Source organism: Senegalimassilia sp., assembly GCF_977052095.1.
In genome coordinates this window covers 1-17,087 of record NZ_CDRSTZ010000045.1, presented here as the reverse complement: position 1 = coordinate 17,087, position 17,087 = coordinate 1, and the positions used below count along the sequence as shown (strand labels likewise).

General features: G+C 64.5%; 11 protein-coding genes. 3 read left to right on the top strand and 8 right to left on the bottom strand.

Annotated features, from left to right (window positions below; translation table 11 throughout):
- The 4 genes from ettA to ACWI6D_RS07725 all read right to left on the bottom strand — a co-directional run.
- A partial coding sequence (gene ettA, locus ACWI6D_RS07740; protein WP_449134263.1) for an energy-dependent translational throttle protein EttA occupies positions 1–1,609 on the bottom strand: 1,609 nt, incomplete at its 3' end.
- Positions 1,610–2,009: 400 nt separating this feature from the next.
- The gene (locus tag ACWI6D_RS07735; RefSeq protein WP_449134262.1) at positions 2,010–2,981 is read right to left on the bottom strand and encodes an SDR family NAD(P)-dependent oxidoreductase; all 972 of its coding nucleotides are present in this window, start codon (positions 2,979–2,981) and stop codon (positions 2,010–2,012) included.
- A 134-nt stretch (positions 2,982–3,115) separates the two neighbouring features.
- Positions 3,116–4,240, bottom strand: a complete 1,125-nt coding sequence (locus ACWI6D_RS07730; protein ID WP_449134261.1) for a DUF1648 domain-containing protein — start codon at positions 4,238–4,240, stop codon at positions 3,116–3,118.
- Between the two features lie 161 nt (positions 4,241–4,401).
- Positions 4,402–4,782: a GntR family transcriptional regulator gene (locus ACWI6D_RS07725; RefSeq protein ID WP_302936065.1), complete on the bottom strand. Its 381-nt coding sequence runs from the start codon at positions 4,780–4,782 to the stop codon at positions 4,402–4,404.
- 362 nt (positions 4,783–5,144) lie between these two features.
- On the opposite strand from ACWI6D_RS07725, the gene ACWI6D_RS07720 reads away from it, so the two are divergent.
- Positions 5,145–5,786 carry a pyridoxamine 5'-phosphate oxidase family protein gene (locus tag ACWI6D_RS07720; RefSeq protein WP_449134260.1) on the top strand — a complete coding sequence of 214 codons (642 nt, stop codon included), beginning with the start codon at positions 5,145–5,147 and terminating at the stop codon, positions 5,784–5,786.
- 86 nt (positions 5,787–5,872) lie between these two features.
- On the opposite strand, the gene ACWI6D_RS07715 is transcribed toward ACWI6D_RS07720, so the two are convergent.
- Both ACWI6D_RS07715 and ACWI6D_RS07710 read right to left on the bottom strand, forming a co-directional pair.
- Positions 5,873–6,406, bottom strand: a complete 534-nt coding sequence (locus tag ACWI6D_RS07715; RefSeq protein WP_449134259.1) for a low molecular weight protein-tyrosine-phosphatase — start codon at positions 6,404–6,406, stop codon at positions 5,873–5,875.
- 110 nt (positions 6,407–6,516) lie between these two features.
- Positions 6,517–7,593 (bottom strand): helix-turn-helix domain-containing protein, encoded by a 1,077-nt coding sequence (locus ACWI6D_RS07710; protein ID WP_449134258.1) that lies wholly within the window; start codon positions 7,591–7,593, stop codon positions 6,517–6,519.
- Positions 7,594–7,705: 112 nt separating this feature from the next.
- On the opposite strand from ACWI6D_RS07710, the gene ACWI6D_RS07705 reads away from it, so the two are divergent.
- Together ACWI6D_RS07705 and ACWI6D_RS07700 are read left to right on the top strand one after the other, a co-directional pair.
- The gene (locus tag ACWI6D_RS07705) at positions 7,706–9,589 is read left to right on the top strand and encodes an ABC transporter ATP-binding protein (RefSeq protein ID WP_449134257.1); all 1,884 of its coding nucleotides are present in this window, start codon (positions 7,706–7,708) and stop codon (positions 9,587–9,589) included.
- A complete protein-coding gene (locus ACWI6D_RS07700; protein ID WP_449134256.1) occupies positions 9,586–11,364 on the top strand; it encodes an ABC transporter ATP-binding protein in 1,779 nt (592 codons plus the stop codon). Before ACWI6D_RS07705 ends, ACWI6D_RS07700 begins: the two co-directional genes overlap by 4 nt.
- 514 nt (positions 11,365–11,878) lie before the next feature.
- On the opposite strand, the gene ACWI6D_RS07695 is transcribed toward ACWI6D_RS07700, so the two are convergent.
- Positions 11,879–13,372: a glutamate synthase subunit beta gene (locus tag ACWI6D_RS07695; protein WP_449134255.1), complete on the bottom strand. Its 1,494-nt coding sequence runs from the start codon at positions 13,370–13,372 to the stop codon at positions 11,879–11,881.
- 3 nt (positions 13,373–13,375) lie between these two features.
- Positions 13,376–17,087, bottom strand: a 3,712-nt coding sequence (gene gltB / locus ACWI6D_RS07690) for a glutamate synthase large subunit (RefSeq protein WP_449134254.1), incomplete at its 5' end; no start/stop codon positions are given.

Genomic DNA, 17,087 nt, shown 5'->3' with positions numbered 1-17,087 from the left:
TCTTCTGGTAGCTCTCGAAGTTGCCCTCGAACCAGTGCCAGTTGCCCGGGTTCTCATCGGTGCCCTCCCACGCCAGGATGTGCGTGGCAACGCGGTCGAGGAACATACGGTCGTGGCTGGTCACCACGGCGCAACCCGGGAAGCGCAGCAGCGCCTCCTCCAGGCTGGACAGCGTTTCAACGTCCAGGTCGTTGGTGGGTTCGTCGAGGAGCAGCAGGTTGCCGCCCTGCTTGAGCGTCAACGCCAGGTTCAGGCGGTTGCGCTCGCCGCCGGAGAGCACGCCCGCGGGCTTCTGCTGGTCGGAGCCCTTGAAGCCGAAGCTGGCCACGTACGCGCGGCTGGGCACCTCGGTCTCGCAGACCATCATGTAGTCCAGGCCGCCGGAAACGACTTCCCACACGTTCTTGTCGCCGTCGATGCCCGCACGACCCTGGTCGACGTAGGACACCTTCACGGTCTCGCCGAGCTTCAGGCTGCCGGAGGTGGGCTGCTCGATGCCCATGATCATCTTGAACAGAGTGGACTTGCCCACGCCGTTGGGGCCGATGACGCCGACGATGCCGTTGCGCGGCAGCTCGAAGGACAGGTCGTCCATGAGCACGCGGTCGCCGAACTGCTTGCGCAGATGCTCGACCTTGAGGACCTCGGCGCCCAGGCGCGGGCCTGCCGGGATCTGGATCTCGGTGAAGTCGAGCTTCTTGGACTGCGCTGCCTCGGCGGCCATCTGGTCGTAGCGCTCCAGACGGGCGCGGCTCTTCGCCTGACGCGCCTTCGGAGAGCTGCGGACCCACTCGAGCTCGCTTGCCAGGCGCTTCTGCAGCTTCTCATCGCGCTGCTTCTGACCCGCCATACGCGCGGCCTTGGTCTCCAGGTACGTGGAGTAGTTGCCCTTGTACGGGTACAGGCTGCCGCGGTCGACCTCGCAGATCCACTCGGCCACGTTGTCCAGGAAGTAACGGTCGTGCGTGACGGCCAGCACGGCGCCGGGGTACTTGTGCAGGAACTTCTCCAGCCACAGTACGGACTCGGCGTCCAGATGGTTGGTGGGCTCGTCGAGAAGCAGCAGGTCGGGAGCCTCGAGCAGCAGACGGCACAGGGCCACGCGACGGCGCTCGCCGCCGGAGAGCACGTTCACCGGCATGTCAGGGTCGGGGCACTGCAGCGCGTCCATGGCCTGGGACAGCTGGCTGTCCAAGTCCCAGCCGTTGGCCGCGTCGATGGCGTCTTGCAGCTTGCCCATCTCGTCCATGAGCGCGTCGAAGTCGGCGTCGGGTTCGCCCATAAGCGTGCCGATCTCGTTGAAGCGGGCGATCTTCGCCTTCACGTCGCTGAACGCCAGCTCGATGTTCTCCAGAACCGTTTTGTCCTCGTCAAGCGGGGGTTCCTGCTGCAGGATGCCCACGGTGTAGCCGGGGGTCAAGCGCGCGTCGCCGTTGCTGACCTCCTCGATGCCGGCCATGATCTTGAGCAGCGTGGACTTGCCCATGCCGTTCGGGCCCACCACGCCGATTTTCGCGCCGGGGTAGAACGACAGCGTGACGTCGTCGAGGATGACCTTGTCGCCGTGCGCTTTGCGCGCTTTGTACATTTGGTAGATGAACTCTGCCATGCGTGTTGCCTTTCTGGTCGAGCAGCTTGCGTATGGCAAAGCCAAGCCGCTCCATGCTATACTGCAGGTGCACACCAAGCCCGGGTTACTCATAGGCGGCGGGCGGGGTCGTGTGATGATTAGTTAAGCCCGGTGGCCGCCGGGTTTTTTTATTTGCGAACCCTTGGTGTGTCCGCCTATTCTATCAAGCCTTGAGCACAGCTGGCCATAGAGCAGCCCCGCTCACGGGAATAACGTGAAGCGTGAGGAATCTCATTTCAATTTGCGGTTGATAGTTCGAGAAATGCCCGAGTAACAACCTCGTGCATCAAAAACGAGGCGCATTTCGCCATTTTCGCACGCGCAACCCGCAGTCGCAGACTATGTAAGCGGCTATTCGACGAAGGGGCGCCACGGCCCCTTATTTTTTCGGCTTCTGCAACGACGCCGCTGCTGCTGCGGCCCACGTGCGCGGTACGAGGCGGCTGCCGAACACGATGGCTTTCGCCAGCACGCCCGGGCAGCACAGCAGCCGGTTGCATGCCAGCGCTCGCACAGCAGCGCGGGCCACACGCGACGCGCTGATGGTAAGACGGGCAAGCGCCGTTTCGCCTGCGTCGGCGTTATCCCAAAACGGCGTGCGAACAGGCCCGGGACACAGCGCGGTCACGTGCACGCCGTGCGGTCGCAGCTCCATGTGCAACGCGCTGGAGAACGATTGCACGAAAGCCTTCGACGCGTAGTACGTGGACATGTACGGGCCGGGCACGAACCCCGCCACGCTGGCAACGTTCAAGATGCCGCCGTGCCCGCGCGCGGCCATGTCGGGGGCGAATGCGTGGCACAGTTCCATAAGGGCGACGTCATTCGTCTGCACAAGCGCCTGCTGGCGCGCAAGGTTGCTGTGCGCGAACGGGGCGTCGTAGCCGAACCCGGCGTTGTTCACGAGCGTTTCCACCTGCAGGTTCGCCGCCCTCACTTGGGCGACCAAGACGTCGATGGCTCCCGGCTGCGCGAAGTCGGCAACGAATACGCGAACGTCGACGTCATAGCGCTCGCTCAAGTGCTTCGCCAGCTCATCGAGCCTCTCTCGGCTGCGGCCAACGATAGCCAGCGTGCCGTGATCGCGCACAAGCTCGGCACACAGCTCGCGGCCGATGCCGCCCGTTGCGCCCGTGACCAGGGCGCAAAGCACCGGCGCGCCCTGCTTGGGCAGCGCACACGCCATGCCCGTCGGGTCCGCCGGCAGCTCAGGGTGCGCGTGCAGATCGGGCGATTGCAAGCGCTCAGCCACAGACTGCGCGCCGCCATGCGCTTCCGCCGCTTTGCCCGCACGCCCCTCAGCATCTTCGCCCGCGCTTACAACGCCCATCACGTTTTCCGGCAGCACCATACGCGCCAGCTCCTTCGCATCGTCGCGCCGCTACCCTGCGGCACATTCTCTGCTGCCAGCATACCAGCCATCCGGCACAGCCGCAGGCACAGCGCGCGCCTGTTGCCTTCCCGATGGGAAAGCGCTGCCCAACGTTACCTGACCATCACCACGCAAATCGCGATGAACGCCGCCACGAGCAGGACAAACGCTGCCACCATGGCCCACACCGCCGGCCGGCCCCAGTTCACCGTCCATCCGATGCCCGAGCGCTGCGGCAAAAACAGGCTGGCGTCGTTAGGGTTGCAATACAGCATGCCCAGCTTCCAGAAGCGGTCGTCGTCGGAAAGCAGCGTGTCCGACGCCTCCATGCGAAACACGCGCGATCCCGACTGCCCATACTTGACCCCTACGATAAGGTCGCCTACGACGCAAAGCAGCGCCACGCCGACGATGACCGCCACCGCCACGCCCATGGAGACGATGCCGATCATGGCAAGCGCCATGCCAAAGCCGCAGGCAGCCGTACATGCCAAGCCCATGACCAGCAGAAACGCTGTTTGCGCGTACGCGAACATCCCGTATGCCCACGAAGAGCTTGCCGGGCGTCCCGGTTCAAGGCCCTTCTTCGATCGCAGCACCGTCCAATGGCAGAACGCGAATACGGCAGCCAAAAACACCTCCAGCGCAATCGGGAACGCCGCAACCATCGGGCTTTTCGGAACCATATCGGTGACGTTGCCCGAAACGTCCACGTGCATGGGAATTGCATCGGGCATGGAGCCGTAGCCCGCAGCAACAACCGCTGCCGTCAGCGCCACAAGCGGCACATACAGCCAGTTCCACGCAAGCGAAATCGGGCGCGGCGCCTGTTCGACCCCTTCGCCAATGGTCGCAACATGCTGCTGAGACTGCGCAACCCAGCCGCAAGCGCGCTTAAGGCCCTGGACCTTCGCGCGGTAGCGCAGGATGAGCCCGTAACCGATTGCCAGCAGGGCAAGCGAGGCGACAACCACTACCGCCAGGGACGCTTCCGCATTCCCCGTCAGGCATAACGCCAGCGCAGCAACAGTGAACAGCGCCGTTGCGGCTATCACGATGGCAACGTAGCGGTTCATGAGGCGGCGAATGCGCGGGTCGTCCCACGCCGAGGTGGGCACGGACACGGAGAACACCTCGCCGCGCGGCTGTAGGCGCGGCGTCAGCGCCATGGTCAGCCCTACAAGCGGAATGAACGCCACCAGAATCAGCATGATCGTTTGCACTTCGCTATTCGACATTTTCGACTCCCTTCTGTTGCCCTTGCGCCTTGGCCGCCCCTGTGCTTCCGTTTGAGGCCCCCTTCGCAAGGCGAAGGCGACGGGGCGCGCAAAGCGGCAAGTTTGCACCACGGCTTTTGCAAGCCATCGCGCGGATAGCGAACGACAACTTGTCGTTCTTGCTAAAACACGTCATCGATCTGGGATTTCACCAACTGCTCGAACGCTTCCCTGCCACCGCCGGCAGCCTTGAACGCCAACGCCAGGCGGCGAACGTCACGAGCGAACGGGCCGCTCTCGGCAGCGGCCGCCTCCGCAGGTTCCCGCGGCTGCGCGATGAACGCGCCTGAGCGGCCGCGCATGAGCACGAACCCCTCGTCGCGCAGCAACGCGTACGCTTTGTTCACGGTATGCAGGTTGATACCCAGGTCGCTGGCCAAGTTGCGAACGCTGGGCAGCGCGTCGCCCGGCGCAAGCTCGCCCTGCGCGATGCCGCGAACAACCTCATCGCGGATCTGCCGATACAGCGGATCGGGCAACGCCTGGTCTATACGTATGAACATGCAGCCTCCTTCCGCTGGATTCCGTTAATTGCCGCAACCTCAAGCCCGCAACAAGCGCCATCGACGGCAAGCGCTCCTGCCACAACACGCTTTCCGCGCCCGCCAGCCGCAGCAGTTCATGCAAACGTGTTGCGCAGGTCGAATTCGCTATGCACGACTTCCCGACGCCCCGATTCGAGCTGCAAAGCAATTGTTATACCTACACTATAACAGATTTCAGGCTATTGTTATAGTGCAGGTATAACAGAATGCTACAAACTCGTGTGATGTTAGGGCAGGCGAAAGGCATTTTGGACACGGCAGGCTTTCCAGGCCGTACCATACGGGTAACGAAAACACCCGCATAACCCGCAGGAGCAACCATGGACTTGCAGAACATCCCCGCCATCTACCCCGATGCCGCCGGGCAAGCGCCCGCGCCGCAACCGCAGCAGCCCGCAGCAGCCCAGGCTGCCCCCGCCGCTGCGGCACCGCAAGCCGCACCCGCCGCACCGGTTGCGCACCGCCCCATGCGCCAGGCGGGCCGTCAGCTGCGCAGCGCCGGGCAGCTGCACGACGTGGTTGAGGCGTGCCAGACGGTGCGCATTGCGTGCGCGGACGAGGAAGGCCTGTTCATCGTGCCCATGAGCTTCGGCTACGACTGGGCCGACCCCGAGGAAATCGACGCCGACGAGCCGCGACTGGCACTGTGGGTGCACTCAGCCGGCGCGGGCCGTAAAGCCGACGCGTTCGACCGTGAGCCGCGCGTGGCCATTGAGATGGACGTGCAGGACGGCGTGATTGCGGGCACGTATGCGTGCGCCTATTCGTACGCGTATCGTTCCATCATGGGCACGGGCACCATCCACCGCATCCAAGGGACCGACGCGAAGCGCTACGGGCTCACCCGCATCATGCAGCACCTTGCGCCCGAGGCGTCCGCCGGCTTCACCGACCAGGCGCTCGCCCGCACAAACATCTACTGCATCGACATCGACCACTTCACTGGCAAACAGCGCGCATAAGGACCTGGCAGCAATCGAATTCTCGCCAAAAGACACGTAGGGCCGAGGTCAGCTCGGCCCTTTCAAAACAGCGCGAAGCGCGTCACTTACTTGTCATTGCACCAGGTCAAAAGCCCTGTACAACCCGCCAACACGTCGCGATACGTGTCGTCGAAATTACCCGTGAACCACGGATCGGCCACATCGGCGGCGTGCACGCTAGCATGCGAAACCGCAGCAGCATCGTGCGCGCCCGGCAGCACGCTGCCGTCTTCGCCAACCAGCCCCGCACCCGGCACGAACGCCAGCAGGCGCACGCACTTGCCATCAGGGTCAACGCCGAAAATGCGGCGCAGATGGTGGTCGTTCTCATCATCCATGAACACAATCAGGTCCCAATTGTCGTATTCCCCGCAGCGCACCTTGCGCGCGCGATGGCGCAGCACCGGCACGCCGACCTGCTGCAACTTGCGCACCGTTCCCTGATGCGGCGGGTGCCCGATCTCGTCGTTCGTAGTAGCGGCCGAGTCAATAGCGAAATCGTCCGCGCATCCCGCGCGGTTCACCAAATCCTGCATAACGAACTGCGCCATCGTGGAGCGACAGATGTTGCCGTGGCAGATGAAAAGGATGCGGTACATGAAAGCCCTCTCAGCAAACGTATCCAAAGTGTGTCCCGAGTACTTTACCACGAGCAAAACAAGAAACCCCCAGCAACGCCGCCGACGGTGCCCGCCGTTCGCCGCCCAATCTATGATGAAGGCTGCGGGACAAAGGCTCTATTCTTTTGACTCGATTCGCAGACGACTCGTACGTTATCCCCGCATCGCCATTGACGTGGGGTTTTGCCGGTTGTGCGGCGGAAGGCTTCGGCGAAGCTGCTTTGGTGCTGGTAGCCCGTCGCCGCGGCCACTTGCGCGACGCTCAAACGTGGGTCGTCAAGCAAGCGGCATGCCAGCTCCATGCGCTTACGTGTTGCGAACGCGCCCACGGCCTCGCCCGTCTCCTGCTTGAACGTGGCGCACAGGCGTGCACGGCTGACGCCCAGCAACTCCGCCAGCTGGTCGACCGTGGGCGCATGCGCGGGATCGGCTTCCACCAAGCAGCGAACCTGCGCCGTCAAACGCACCGCATCAACGCATCCCTGCAGGTCAAACGCCCGTGCCGCCTCGTAATCCTCTACCGCTAGCAACGCGATGACGCCCTCGACCTTTTCCGCCAGCATCCGGCGCGTTTGCACCGACCCGCTGCGCACGCTCCCTACGCTGCGCAGCGCGGCGCGCACGTACGGCTCGCTGCCGCCAAGACGAACGCCGCCCGGCACCGACATCAACCCATGAGCGCGGCGCGCCACGGCACTGCCGTAACGCACGCGCATCCCGTCGAAATACCCCGGCAGCACACACGCCGCCACGGAATTGAACGAATCGCGCGGGCGCAAGCGGTTCAGGCTGCGACCCCCTTGGTCGAACACGGCGATGTTCTCTTCACGACGCAGCTGCGGAGGCGGGGTAACAGGGCACAACGGCACGCCGGCTTGCGAAATGGACGCCACGCACAAGCTGCTTGGCGACTCCTCCTCAAGCGAAAACTCGCTGGTAAGCACCACCTCATGCATAACCACCAAGCACGACTCGCTCAGTTGCAGCGCCCACAAGCTTCCCTCGCCCACGCTGTTCGCGCCACCGGCGAACACGCCGCCGTCGCGCTCGCGCGCCTGCATGCCCAGCTGCTCGACCTGCGGCTCGAAAAAGCTGCGCAGTCGCAGGTCAACCGGCAAATCGTTACCAGTTGCATGCGCTGCGTTCGCACGCTGCCCCACCGTCATGTTCGCCACCTTTCCGCACGTTTTAGGCGTTCGTCTCAAGTTTGCCAAGCCGAACCTTTTTCACTGGCTCCCATGATAAGTTTTCTGCCGATAACATAGAAGGGAGTTTTCCATGGATTCCGACGAAAAGAAATCCAAGAAGCCCGGCAGTGCGAAGGAGCCGAAGCAGCGCAGCGGCCTGGCGCGTCTGCTCGACTTCGCGGGCAAGCGCAAAGCGTTCACCTACCTGGGCTGCGCGCTTTCAGGCATATCGCAGCTGCTGAGCTTCGGGCCGTTCGTGTGCATCTGGTTCGTGGCGCGCGACCTCATCGAAGTGGCGCCGAACTGGCAAAACGCCACCAACATCGCCACATACGGCTGGGCCGCCGTCGCCTTCGCCGCCGCGTCCATCATCGTGTACTTCTACGCGCTGATGTGCACGCATCTGGCGGCGTTCCGCACGGCCGCGAACATGCGCAAGGCAACCACCGAGCACCTCATGCGCCTGCCGCTTGGGTTCTTCGACACGCACGCCACCGGCGAGCTGCGCCGCATCATCGACGGCTGCGCCGCGCAAACCGAAACGCTGCTTGCGCACATGCTGCCCGATTGCGCCGGGTCGGTGGTCATGGTGGTTGGCATGCTGGTGATGCTGTTCGCCTTCGACTGGCGCCTGGGCGTATCGTGCCTGGTGGCAGTGGTGATTTCCATCGCATGCCTTATGTCCATGATGTCCGGCAAAGGCATGGAATTCATGAAGCAGTACATGGGCGCGCTCACGAGCATGAACAAAACCGGCACGGAATATGTGCGCGGCATCCCCGTGGTGAAGGTGTTCCAGCAAACGGTGTACAGCTTCAAGGCTTTCCACGATTCCATCACCGAATATGCCGCCATGGCGCAAAACTACGCCGTGAACTTCTGCCGACCTCCGCAAGTAACGCAGCTTACGGTGCTCAACGGCCTCGTGATTTTCCTGGTGCCGACCGCCATTCTGCTGGCTCCGGGCGAAGGCGATTTCGCGCGCTTCCTTACAAACTTCGCGTTCTATGCCATCTTCAGTGCCATCATTCCCACGGCCATGACGAAGCTCATGTTCATGAGCGAGGCCGCGCAGATGGCTGGCGACGCCATGAGCGAAGTGGGCAAGCTCCTAGACACGCCCGCGCTGCCCATGCCCGCAACGCCGCGCCGGACGAACGGCACCGACATCGCCTTCGACAACGTGTCCTTCACCTACGAAGGAGCCGCCGCGCCCGCACTTGACGGCGTGACGTTTGCGGCGCCCGCCGCCTCAACGGTGGCGCTGGTGGGGCCAAGCGGATCGGGCAAGTCCACCGCCGCAAGCTTGGTGCCGCGTTTCTGGGACGTTTCCGCAGGTAGCGTGCGCATCGGCGGCACGGATGTGCGAGACATGGACCCGGCCGACCTTATGGGGCAGGTGGCGTTCGTGTTCCAGACGAACCAGCTGTTCGCGCAAAGCCTGGCCGACAACATGCGCGCCGCGCGGCCCGATGCCACGGACGCCGAGGTGCTTGCCGCCCTTTCGGCCGCGCAATGCGACGACATCGTGGCGAAGCTGCCGCAGGGCATCAACACGCAGCTTGGCACCGGAGGCGCATACCTGTCGGGCGGCGAGGTGCAGCGTGTTGCCCTGGCGCGCGCCATCCTGAAAGACGCGCCCATCGTGGTGCTTGACGAAGCCACCGCCTTCGCCGACCCCGAAAACGAGGCGCTCATCCAACGCGCGCTTGCGCACTTAGCCGCCGGACGCACCGTGCTGATGATCGCGCATCGCCTGTCCACCGTGGTTGGCGCCGACAACATCGTGGTGCTTGACGGCGGGCACGTGGCAGAACAAGGCACGCACGCGCAGCTTGTTGCCGCCGGCGGGCTGTACGCCCGCATGTGGGGCGACTACGAGCAGGCCGTTTCTTGGAAGATTGCAAGCGATGCGACGAAGACGGGCAGCGCGGCTCCGGGCGCAGCGGCCGCGAAAGGGGGTGACGCGCGATGATATTCGACAAGCTGAAGGAAACGTACGCGCTCAGCGACCAGGGCATACGCGGCGCGAAATGGGGAACGTTTTGGACATGCGTCACGAATCTGGTGACCATGGGCGGCATGGCGGCGCTGTTTTTTGCTATGGACGCGTTCGTGAAGCACCTGACGCAAGGCGCCGAGCTGCCAAGCATCGCGCCGTTCGCCATTGGGCTGGTGGCGTTCTTCGCGCTGCTGTTCCTTTCGAACTGGCAGCAATACAACTACACGTACAACGTGTTCTACGAGGAAAGCGGCCGACAGCGCATTGAGCTGGCCGAACGTCTGCGAAAGTTGCCGCTGGCATTTTTCGGCCGTCGCGATCTGGCCGACCTGACGGAGACCATCTTAGGCGACGTGCGCGTGATGGAGCACGCCTACAGCCACGTGCTCGGCGAGCTGTTCGGCGCCGCGCTGTCCACCGCCATCGTGTTCGTCTGCTGCCTGGCATTCAACTGGCAACTGGCCCTGGCGGCGTTTTGGAGCGTGCCGGTGGCGTTCGCCATCCTATTCGCCACGCGCAAGCCCATGGAGCCGGTCATCCGCCGCACGCGCGATGCGGCCGTCACGGTTAGCGAAGGCGTGCAGGAAACGTTGGATTGCGTGCGCGAGATTCGCGCCACAAACCAGGAAACACACTACTTGAGCAGGCTGAACGCGAAAATCGACGGCGCAGAGCGCACCACCACGGGCGCCGAACTGGCAAACGGCTTGCTGGTGAACAGCTCGTTTGTGGTGCTGCGCCTGGGCATCGCCACCACGCTTATCTGCGGCGCCAGCCTGGTTGCCGCCGGACAGGTCGACTTCATGGTGATGTTCGCGTTTCTGCTGGTGGTTTCGCGCATCTACGCGCCGTTCGACCAGTGTCTCATGCTGATGGCCGAACTGTTTTCGGCGAAGAATTCCGCGCGCCGCATGCAGGAAATTATGCGCGAGCCGCTGGCTGCCGGCTCAACCGAATTTTCGCCCGCGAACCACGACGTGACGTTTAGCCACGTGGCGTTTTCGTACGGAGCCGGCGCCGACGGCCGCGCCGGCGACGCCGTGCTGACCGATGTGAGCTTTACAGCGAAGGAAGGCCAGGTCACCGCATTGGTCGGACCCAGCGGCAGCGGCAAATCCACGTGTGCACGCCTAGCTGCGCGCTTCTGGGACGCAACGGCGGGGACCGTGAGCGTTGGCGGGGTGGACGTTTCCAACGTGGACCCCGAAACGCTGTTGAAAGATTACGCGGTGGTGTTCCAGGACGTGCTGCTGTTCGACGACACCGTGATGGGCAACATCCGCTTGGGCCGGCGCGGTGCCACCGACGAAGAGGTGCTTACCGCCGCACGTGCCGCGAACTGCGATGAGTTCGTGCGCCGCCTGCCGCAGGGCTATGACACGCCCATCGGCGAAAACGGCAGCAAGCTATCCGGCAGCAAGCTATCCGGCGGCGAGCGCCAGCGCATTTCCATTGCCCGCGCGCTGCTGAAAGATGCACCCATCGTGCTTCTGGACGAGGCCACCGCAAGCCTTGACGTGGAGAACGAGACGCAGGTGCAGCAGGCGCTTTCACGCTTGCTAGCAGGGAAAACGGTCATCGTGATCGCGCATCGCATGCGCACCGTGGAAAACGCCGACCACATTGTGGTGCTGCGCGACGGGGTGGTGGCCGAGCAGGGATCGCCCGCCGAGCTGAAAGCAGCCGACGGCCTATTCGCCCACATGGTGCAACTGCAAAAGGAAAGCGACGCCTGGCAGCTGGCATAGAGGGAAGGGGCTCGGGGCCGATTGCGCGCTCGGGCCCCAGGCACCTTCGGGACCGATCTCGTAGAGTCGAGCGAAAGCGCTTCTCGACCAAAACAAAAAAGCGCGAAGCGCGCCACTTTTTTCCAAAACCGCCTGCGGGTTTAATTTAGTGGCGCGCCTTCGGCGCTTTCTATTTGGGGCGGAGCTTTCGCTCCGCCCTACGGTTTGGCCTGCGGTTTTCTTGCGTGCCGCAGCCTTTCCCTTCTGCGCTTTTACCTTCCGCTGTGGTCGAAGGCTTTTTCGGTTTGGGTTGTCACCCGGCCGTTCAGGATGTCGACCTGCTTGCGCATGTCGCGCACGAGCGCGATGGCCACCGCCAACCGCCCGCGCCCGGCGCACCCGTCATCGATTACTGCCCCGTGAACCCACCGTAAGAAACAAGAAACGCCCAGCTAAAAGCCAAGCGTTTCAGTAAAGAATATGTTGCCGTAGCGTCATACGGGACTGGGACAAAGGGACAGTCCCTTTGTCCCAGTTACAGCCCCAGGTCCCCAGCCACTTCGGCAGCGCATTTCAAGGCGTCGGCCATGGCATTCACCACAAGGCTCGAGCCGTTGCGGGCGTCGCCGGCGGCGTAGATTGTTGCGCTTCCCGCCGCGCCTTCTGCTCGCAGGGTTCGGTGCGAATTGCAGCCGCCGGCCATCACCGGCAGGGCTCGGCCTTGCGTGGCCAGCGGCACGCCGAACGCGTCGAACACACCGCGCTCCGGGCCCGCGAAACCGCAGGCTACCAGCACCATCTGCGCGTCGATATCGCGCTCGGAGCCTTCCACGGCCTGGGGCTTACCGGCCGACCAGTCGAACGTGCGCACCTGCAACCCACGCACGTGCCCCGCCTCGTCCAGAAGCACCTTCTGCGTGTCGGCGCACCATTCGCGCAGGTCAGCACCTTGCAGCGCCGCAGCTTCCTCCTGGCCGTAATCCGTCTTCTTCACGTTGGGCCATTCGGGCCACGCGTTCGACGCCGCGCGCTCCTCGGGCGCGCACGGGCCATACTCCAGCTGGCGAACCGTGCGGGCGCCTTGGCGCACCGCCGTGCCCATGCAGTCGTTGCCCGTGTCGCCGCCGCCGATGACCACGACGTCTTTGCCCGCCGCCGTGATGGCCGGCTCGCGACCTTCCAGCAATGCGCGCGTCTGCTCGCCTAGGTAATCCACCGCATACACCACGTCGCCCGATGCCAAGCCAGCATCGAAGCCCTCCGCGTTCACGCCGCGCGCCTGGCACGCGCCCGCGGCAACCACCACGGCATCGAACTCATCGGCCAACGCCGCCGCCACAGCAGGGTCGGCCGCATCCACGCCCAAGCGGAACTCGATTCCCAGCTCAGCCATCAAATCCACGCGGCGCTGCACTACGGACTTGTCCAGCTTCATGTTCGGGATACCGTACATCAGCAGGCCGCCCGCGCGATCATGTCGCTCGACCACGCACACGCGCGCCCCGCGACGCGCCAGGTCCCACGCGGCCACCAGGCCTGCCGGGCCCGAGCCCACCACGGCAACGCACGGCGCGCCCTCGCCCGCCGGTGCGAAGCGACGCGGCCCGCCATGTTCCCACTGCCAATCGGAGATGGCGCGCTCGTTGTCGTGAATCGTCTCGGCCTCGTCGTTGCGCGCCAGGTTGCACGCCGCCTCGCACAGCGCCGGGCACACGCGGCTGGTGAACTCGGGCATGGGGCTTGTCAGCGCCAAACGCTCCGCCGCCTGCTCCCATTGTCCGCGCCACACCAGATCGTTCCACTCGGGAATGAGGTTGTGCAGCGGGCACCCTGAAGGACGCGCCGCCCCAAACGCCTCGCCCACCTGGCAAAACGCCACGCCGCACGCCATGCAGCGGCTTGCCTGCACGCGCGTTTCGTCCTCGGAAACCGTCTGATACAGCTCGTCGAAATCGCGCGTGCGCTCCTCAACAGGTCGCAGGCTATGCGCCACGCGGCCGTGCTCCAAAAATGCTCCGGGCTTTCCCATGGCCTACTCCCCTTCCTTCATGGCGTCGAATGCAATCTGCAGCGCTTCCTCGTGCGACTTACCGCGTGCCTCGGCGTCGGCAACCACGTTCATCACGCGCTCATAGTCGCGCGGAATCACTTTCACGAAATGACGCTTCAACGTGTTGAACTGGTACAACAGCTTGATACCGCGCGGCGACTGCGTGCGCTCGGCGTGCTCTTCGATCAGGCTGCGAATCAGCTCGATCTCGTCCGCCGAAGGCTCGCACAGGCGCACCATGTCCTGGTTGCAATTGCCCGCCAGCGTGCCGAACTTGTCGTACACGTACGCCACGCCGCCGGACATGCCGGCCGCGAAGTTCGGCCCGACCTCGCCCAAAATCAGCGCCACGCCGCCGGTCATGTACTCGCAGCCGTGATTGCCCACGCCTTCCACCACCACGGTGGCACCGGAGTTGCGCACGGCGAAACGCTGGCCGGACAGCCCGTTCACGAAGCCCTTTCCGCTGGTGGCCCCGTAAAACGCCACGTTGCCGATCACCACGTTCTCATCGAACTTATACGTGGCCGTCTCGGGCGGGCGCACCGTCAGGATGCCGCCGGAAAGCCCTTTGCCGAAGTAGTCGTTCGCGTCGCCCGTGATGTTCAGCGTCACGCCGCGCGGCAGAAACGCGCCGAAGCTCTGGCCGCCCGACCCGTCGCAATCTACGGTGATGGACCCCTCGGGCAGGCCCTCGGGATGCTGGCGCGTCACCTGGCTGCCCAGCATGGTGCCCACGCAGCGGTTGACGTTGTCGATGTCGGCGCGGAAGCGGATGGGCTCAAGATGCTCGCGGGCGTTGGCCGTATACGGAATGAACAGCGTGGCGTCAAGCGACTTTTCCAGCTGGCAATCAGCCGCCATCGACGGAAGGAAGTGGCGCCCGTCGGCCCCGGGAATGGTGCGGCCGAACTCGGTGGTGGCCACGGCCAGCATGTCGGACAGGTCCATCTCGTTGACCTTCCAGTTGCCGGGCACCTCCACCTGACGCAGGCATTCCGGATGGCCCACCATGTCGTCGATGGTGCGGAAGCCCAGCTCAGCCATGATTTCGCGCAGCTCTTCGGCCACGAACATCATGAAGTTCACCACGTATTCGGGCTTGCCGGCGAAGCATCCGCGCAGCTTGCAGTTCTGCGTGGCGATGCCCACCGGGCACGTGTCCTGCTGACAGTCGCGCTGCATCATGCAGCCCATGGCAACCAGCGGCATGGTGGCGAAGCCGAATTCCTCGGCACCCAGCAAGCACGCCATGGCCACGTCGCGGCCGCACATGAGCTTGCCGTCGGTTTCCACCACCACGCGGCTGCGCAGGCCGTTGCGCAGAAGCGTCTGCTGCGTTTCGGCCAGGCCTATCTCGAACGGAATGCCCGCATGGTAGATCGAATCGCGCGGCGCGGCACCCGTGCCGCCGTTGTGCCCGGAGATGGTGATCTTGTCCGCACCGCCCTTCGCTACGCCCGTGGCGATGGTGCCCACGCCGGCCAGCGCGCACAGCTTCACGGAAACGCGCGCGCCGGGGTTGGCGTTCTTCAGGTCGAAAATCAGCTCGGCCAAATCCTCGATGGAGTAGATGTCGTGGTGCGGCGGCGGGGAGATGAGGCCCACGCCCGGCGTGGAGCGGCGCACTTCCGCAATCCACGGGTACACCTTCTTGCCCGGCAGGTGCCCGCCTTCACCGGGCTTGGCGCCCTGAGCCATCTTGATCTGAATTTCGATAGCACTGGACAGATAACGGCTGGTCACGCCGAAGCGGCCCGACGCCACCTGTTTGATGGCGCTGCACTTGCTGTCGCCGTTGGGCAGCGGCGTCTCGCGCGCCGGGTCCTCGCCGCCCTCGCCGGTGTTGCTGCGCCCGCCCAGGCGGTTCATGGCGATGGCCAGGCATTCGTGCGCTTCCTTGGAGATGGAGCCGTAGCTCATGGCACCGGTGTTGAAGCGCTTGACGATCTCGCTGGCCGGTTCCACCTCGTCAAGCGGCACAGGCGCGTTTTGCGGCACGAAGTCCATAAGGTCGCGCAGCGTCACCGCACGGCCGGGCACGTGGCACGCGGCGCTGTATTCGCGGAACAAGTTGTAATCGCCCTCGCGGCAGGCTCGTTGCAGCAGGTAGATGGTCTTCGGGTTGATCAGGTGCTCTTCGCCGCCAAGCGGGCGCCATGCCGTCACGCCCAGCGTGGGCAGCTGCTCGGGCGACGGGCTTTTCGCCAGCGCCACCGCATTGTCGTAGCGCTCGTTCAGCTCGCGCTGCACGCCGGCGGCGTCCAGGCCGCCGATGCGCGTAGACGTGTGCGTGAAGCAGCGGTCGACCAGGCTTTCGTCCAGACCCAGAATCTCGAAGATCTGCGCGCTGTGGTAGCCCTGCATCGTGGAGATGCCCATCTTCGACATGATGGACGTGATGCCGGCCGTCACGGCACGGTCGTAGTTGGCCACGGCCTCGTCGCCGGACAGCGCGATCTGGCCGCGTTCGCACAGGTCGCGTATGCACTCGTGCGCCGCGTACGGGTAGATGCCGGACGCGGAATAGCCCACCAAGCAGGCGAAATCGTGCGCGCGCATAGCGTCGCCGGTTTCCACCAGCAAGTCGGCGTCCGTGCGCAGGCCCACGGCAATCAGGTGGTTGTGCACAGCGCCCAGCGACAGCACGCTGGGAATGGGCACCTCGCCCTCGCCGGCGCGATCGGACAGCACGATCAAGTTCGCGCCCTCGCGCACGGCCTGCTCCACGCCTTCGCACAGCTGGGAAAGCGCCTGTTCAAGCGCGCCTTCCGCCGCGCTGCGCTCGTAGGTGCAGCTGAAGCGGCGCGTCTTGAAGCCCACGCGGTCGATGGCGCACAGGCGGTCGAACTCCGCGTGCGTGAGCATCGGGCTTTCCAGGCGGATAAGGCGGCACGTGTCGCGGCAATCCTCCAGCATGTTGCCATGGTTGCCGATGTACAGCACGCTGCTGGTGACGAAGCTTTCGCGCAAAGCGTCAATCGGCGGGTTCGTGACCTGGGCAAACAACTGGTTGAAGTAATCGAAGAAGCTGCGCTGCTTCGCGCTTAAGCACGCCAGCGGCGCATCGACGCCCATGGATGCCAGCGGCACCTTGCCCTGCTCGGCCATGGGGCGCACCAGTTCCTGCACGTCGTCGTAATGGTAGCCCAGCTTCGCCATGCGGCGCGTGAAGGCAACCTCAGCATCGCGCTCGGCGGGCAGCGCGTCTGCCGCCTGTTCGTCCAGGTCGTCTACGGCCAGCGTTTCCTCGTCCAGCCAGTCGCGGTACGGCTTCTCGTTGGCATAGCGGTTGCGAATCTCGTCGTTCCAGATGACGCGGCCCTGCTCAGGGTCGACTTCCAGCATTTCGCCAGGGCCAAGGCAGCCAGCCTGCAGCACGTTAGCCGGGTCCACGTCGATGGTGCCCACCTCCGACGACAGGATCAACCAGTCGTCGCGCGTGACGTAGTAGCGCGCCGGGCGCAAGCCGTTGCGGTCAAGCGCGGCGCCGAGCATGCGCCCGTCGGTGAACGCGATGGCCGCCGGGCCGTCCCACGGCTCCATGAGCATGGACTGGTACGCGTCGTAGGCGCGGCGCTTGTCGGAGATGCGGTCGTTGTGGTCCCACGGCTCGGGGATCATCATGGTGACGGCGCGGTCGAGCGGCCGGCCGTTCATGGTCAGGAACTCCAGCACATTGTCCAGGATGGCC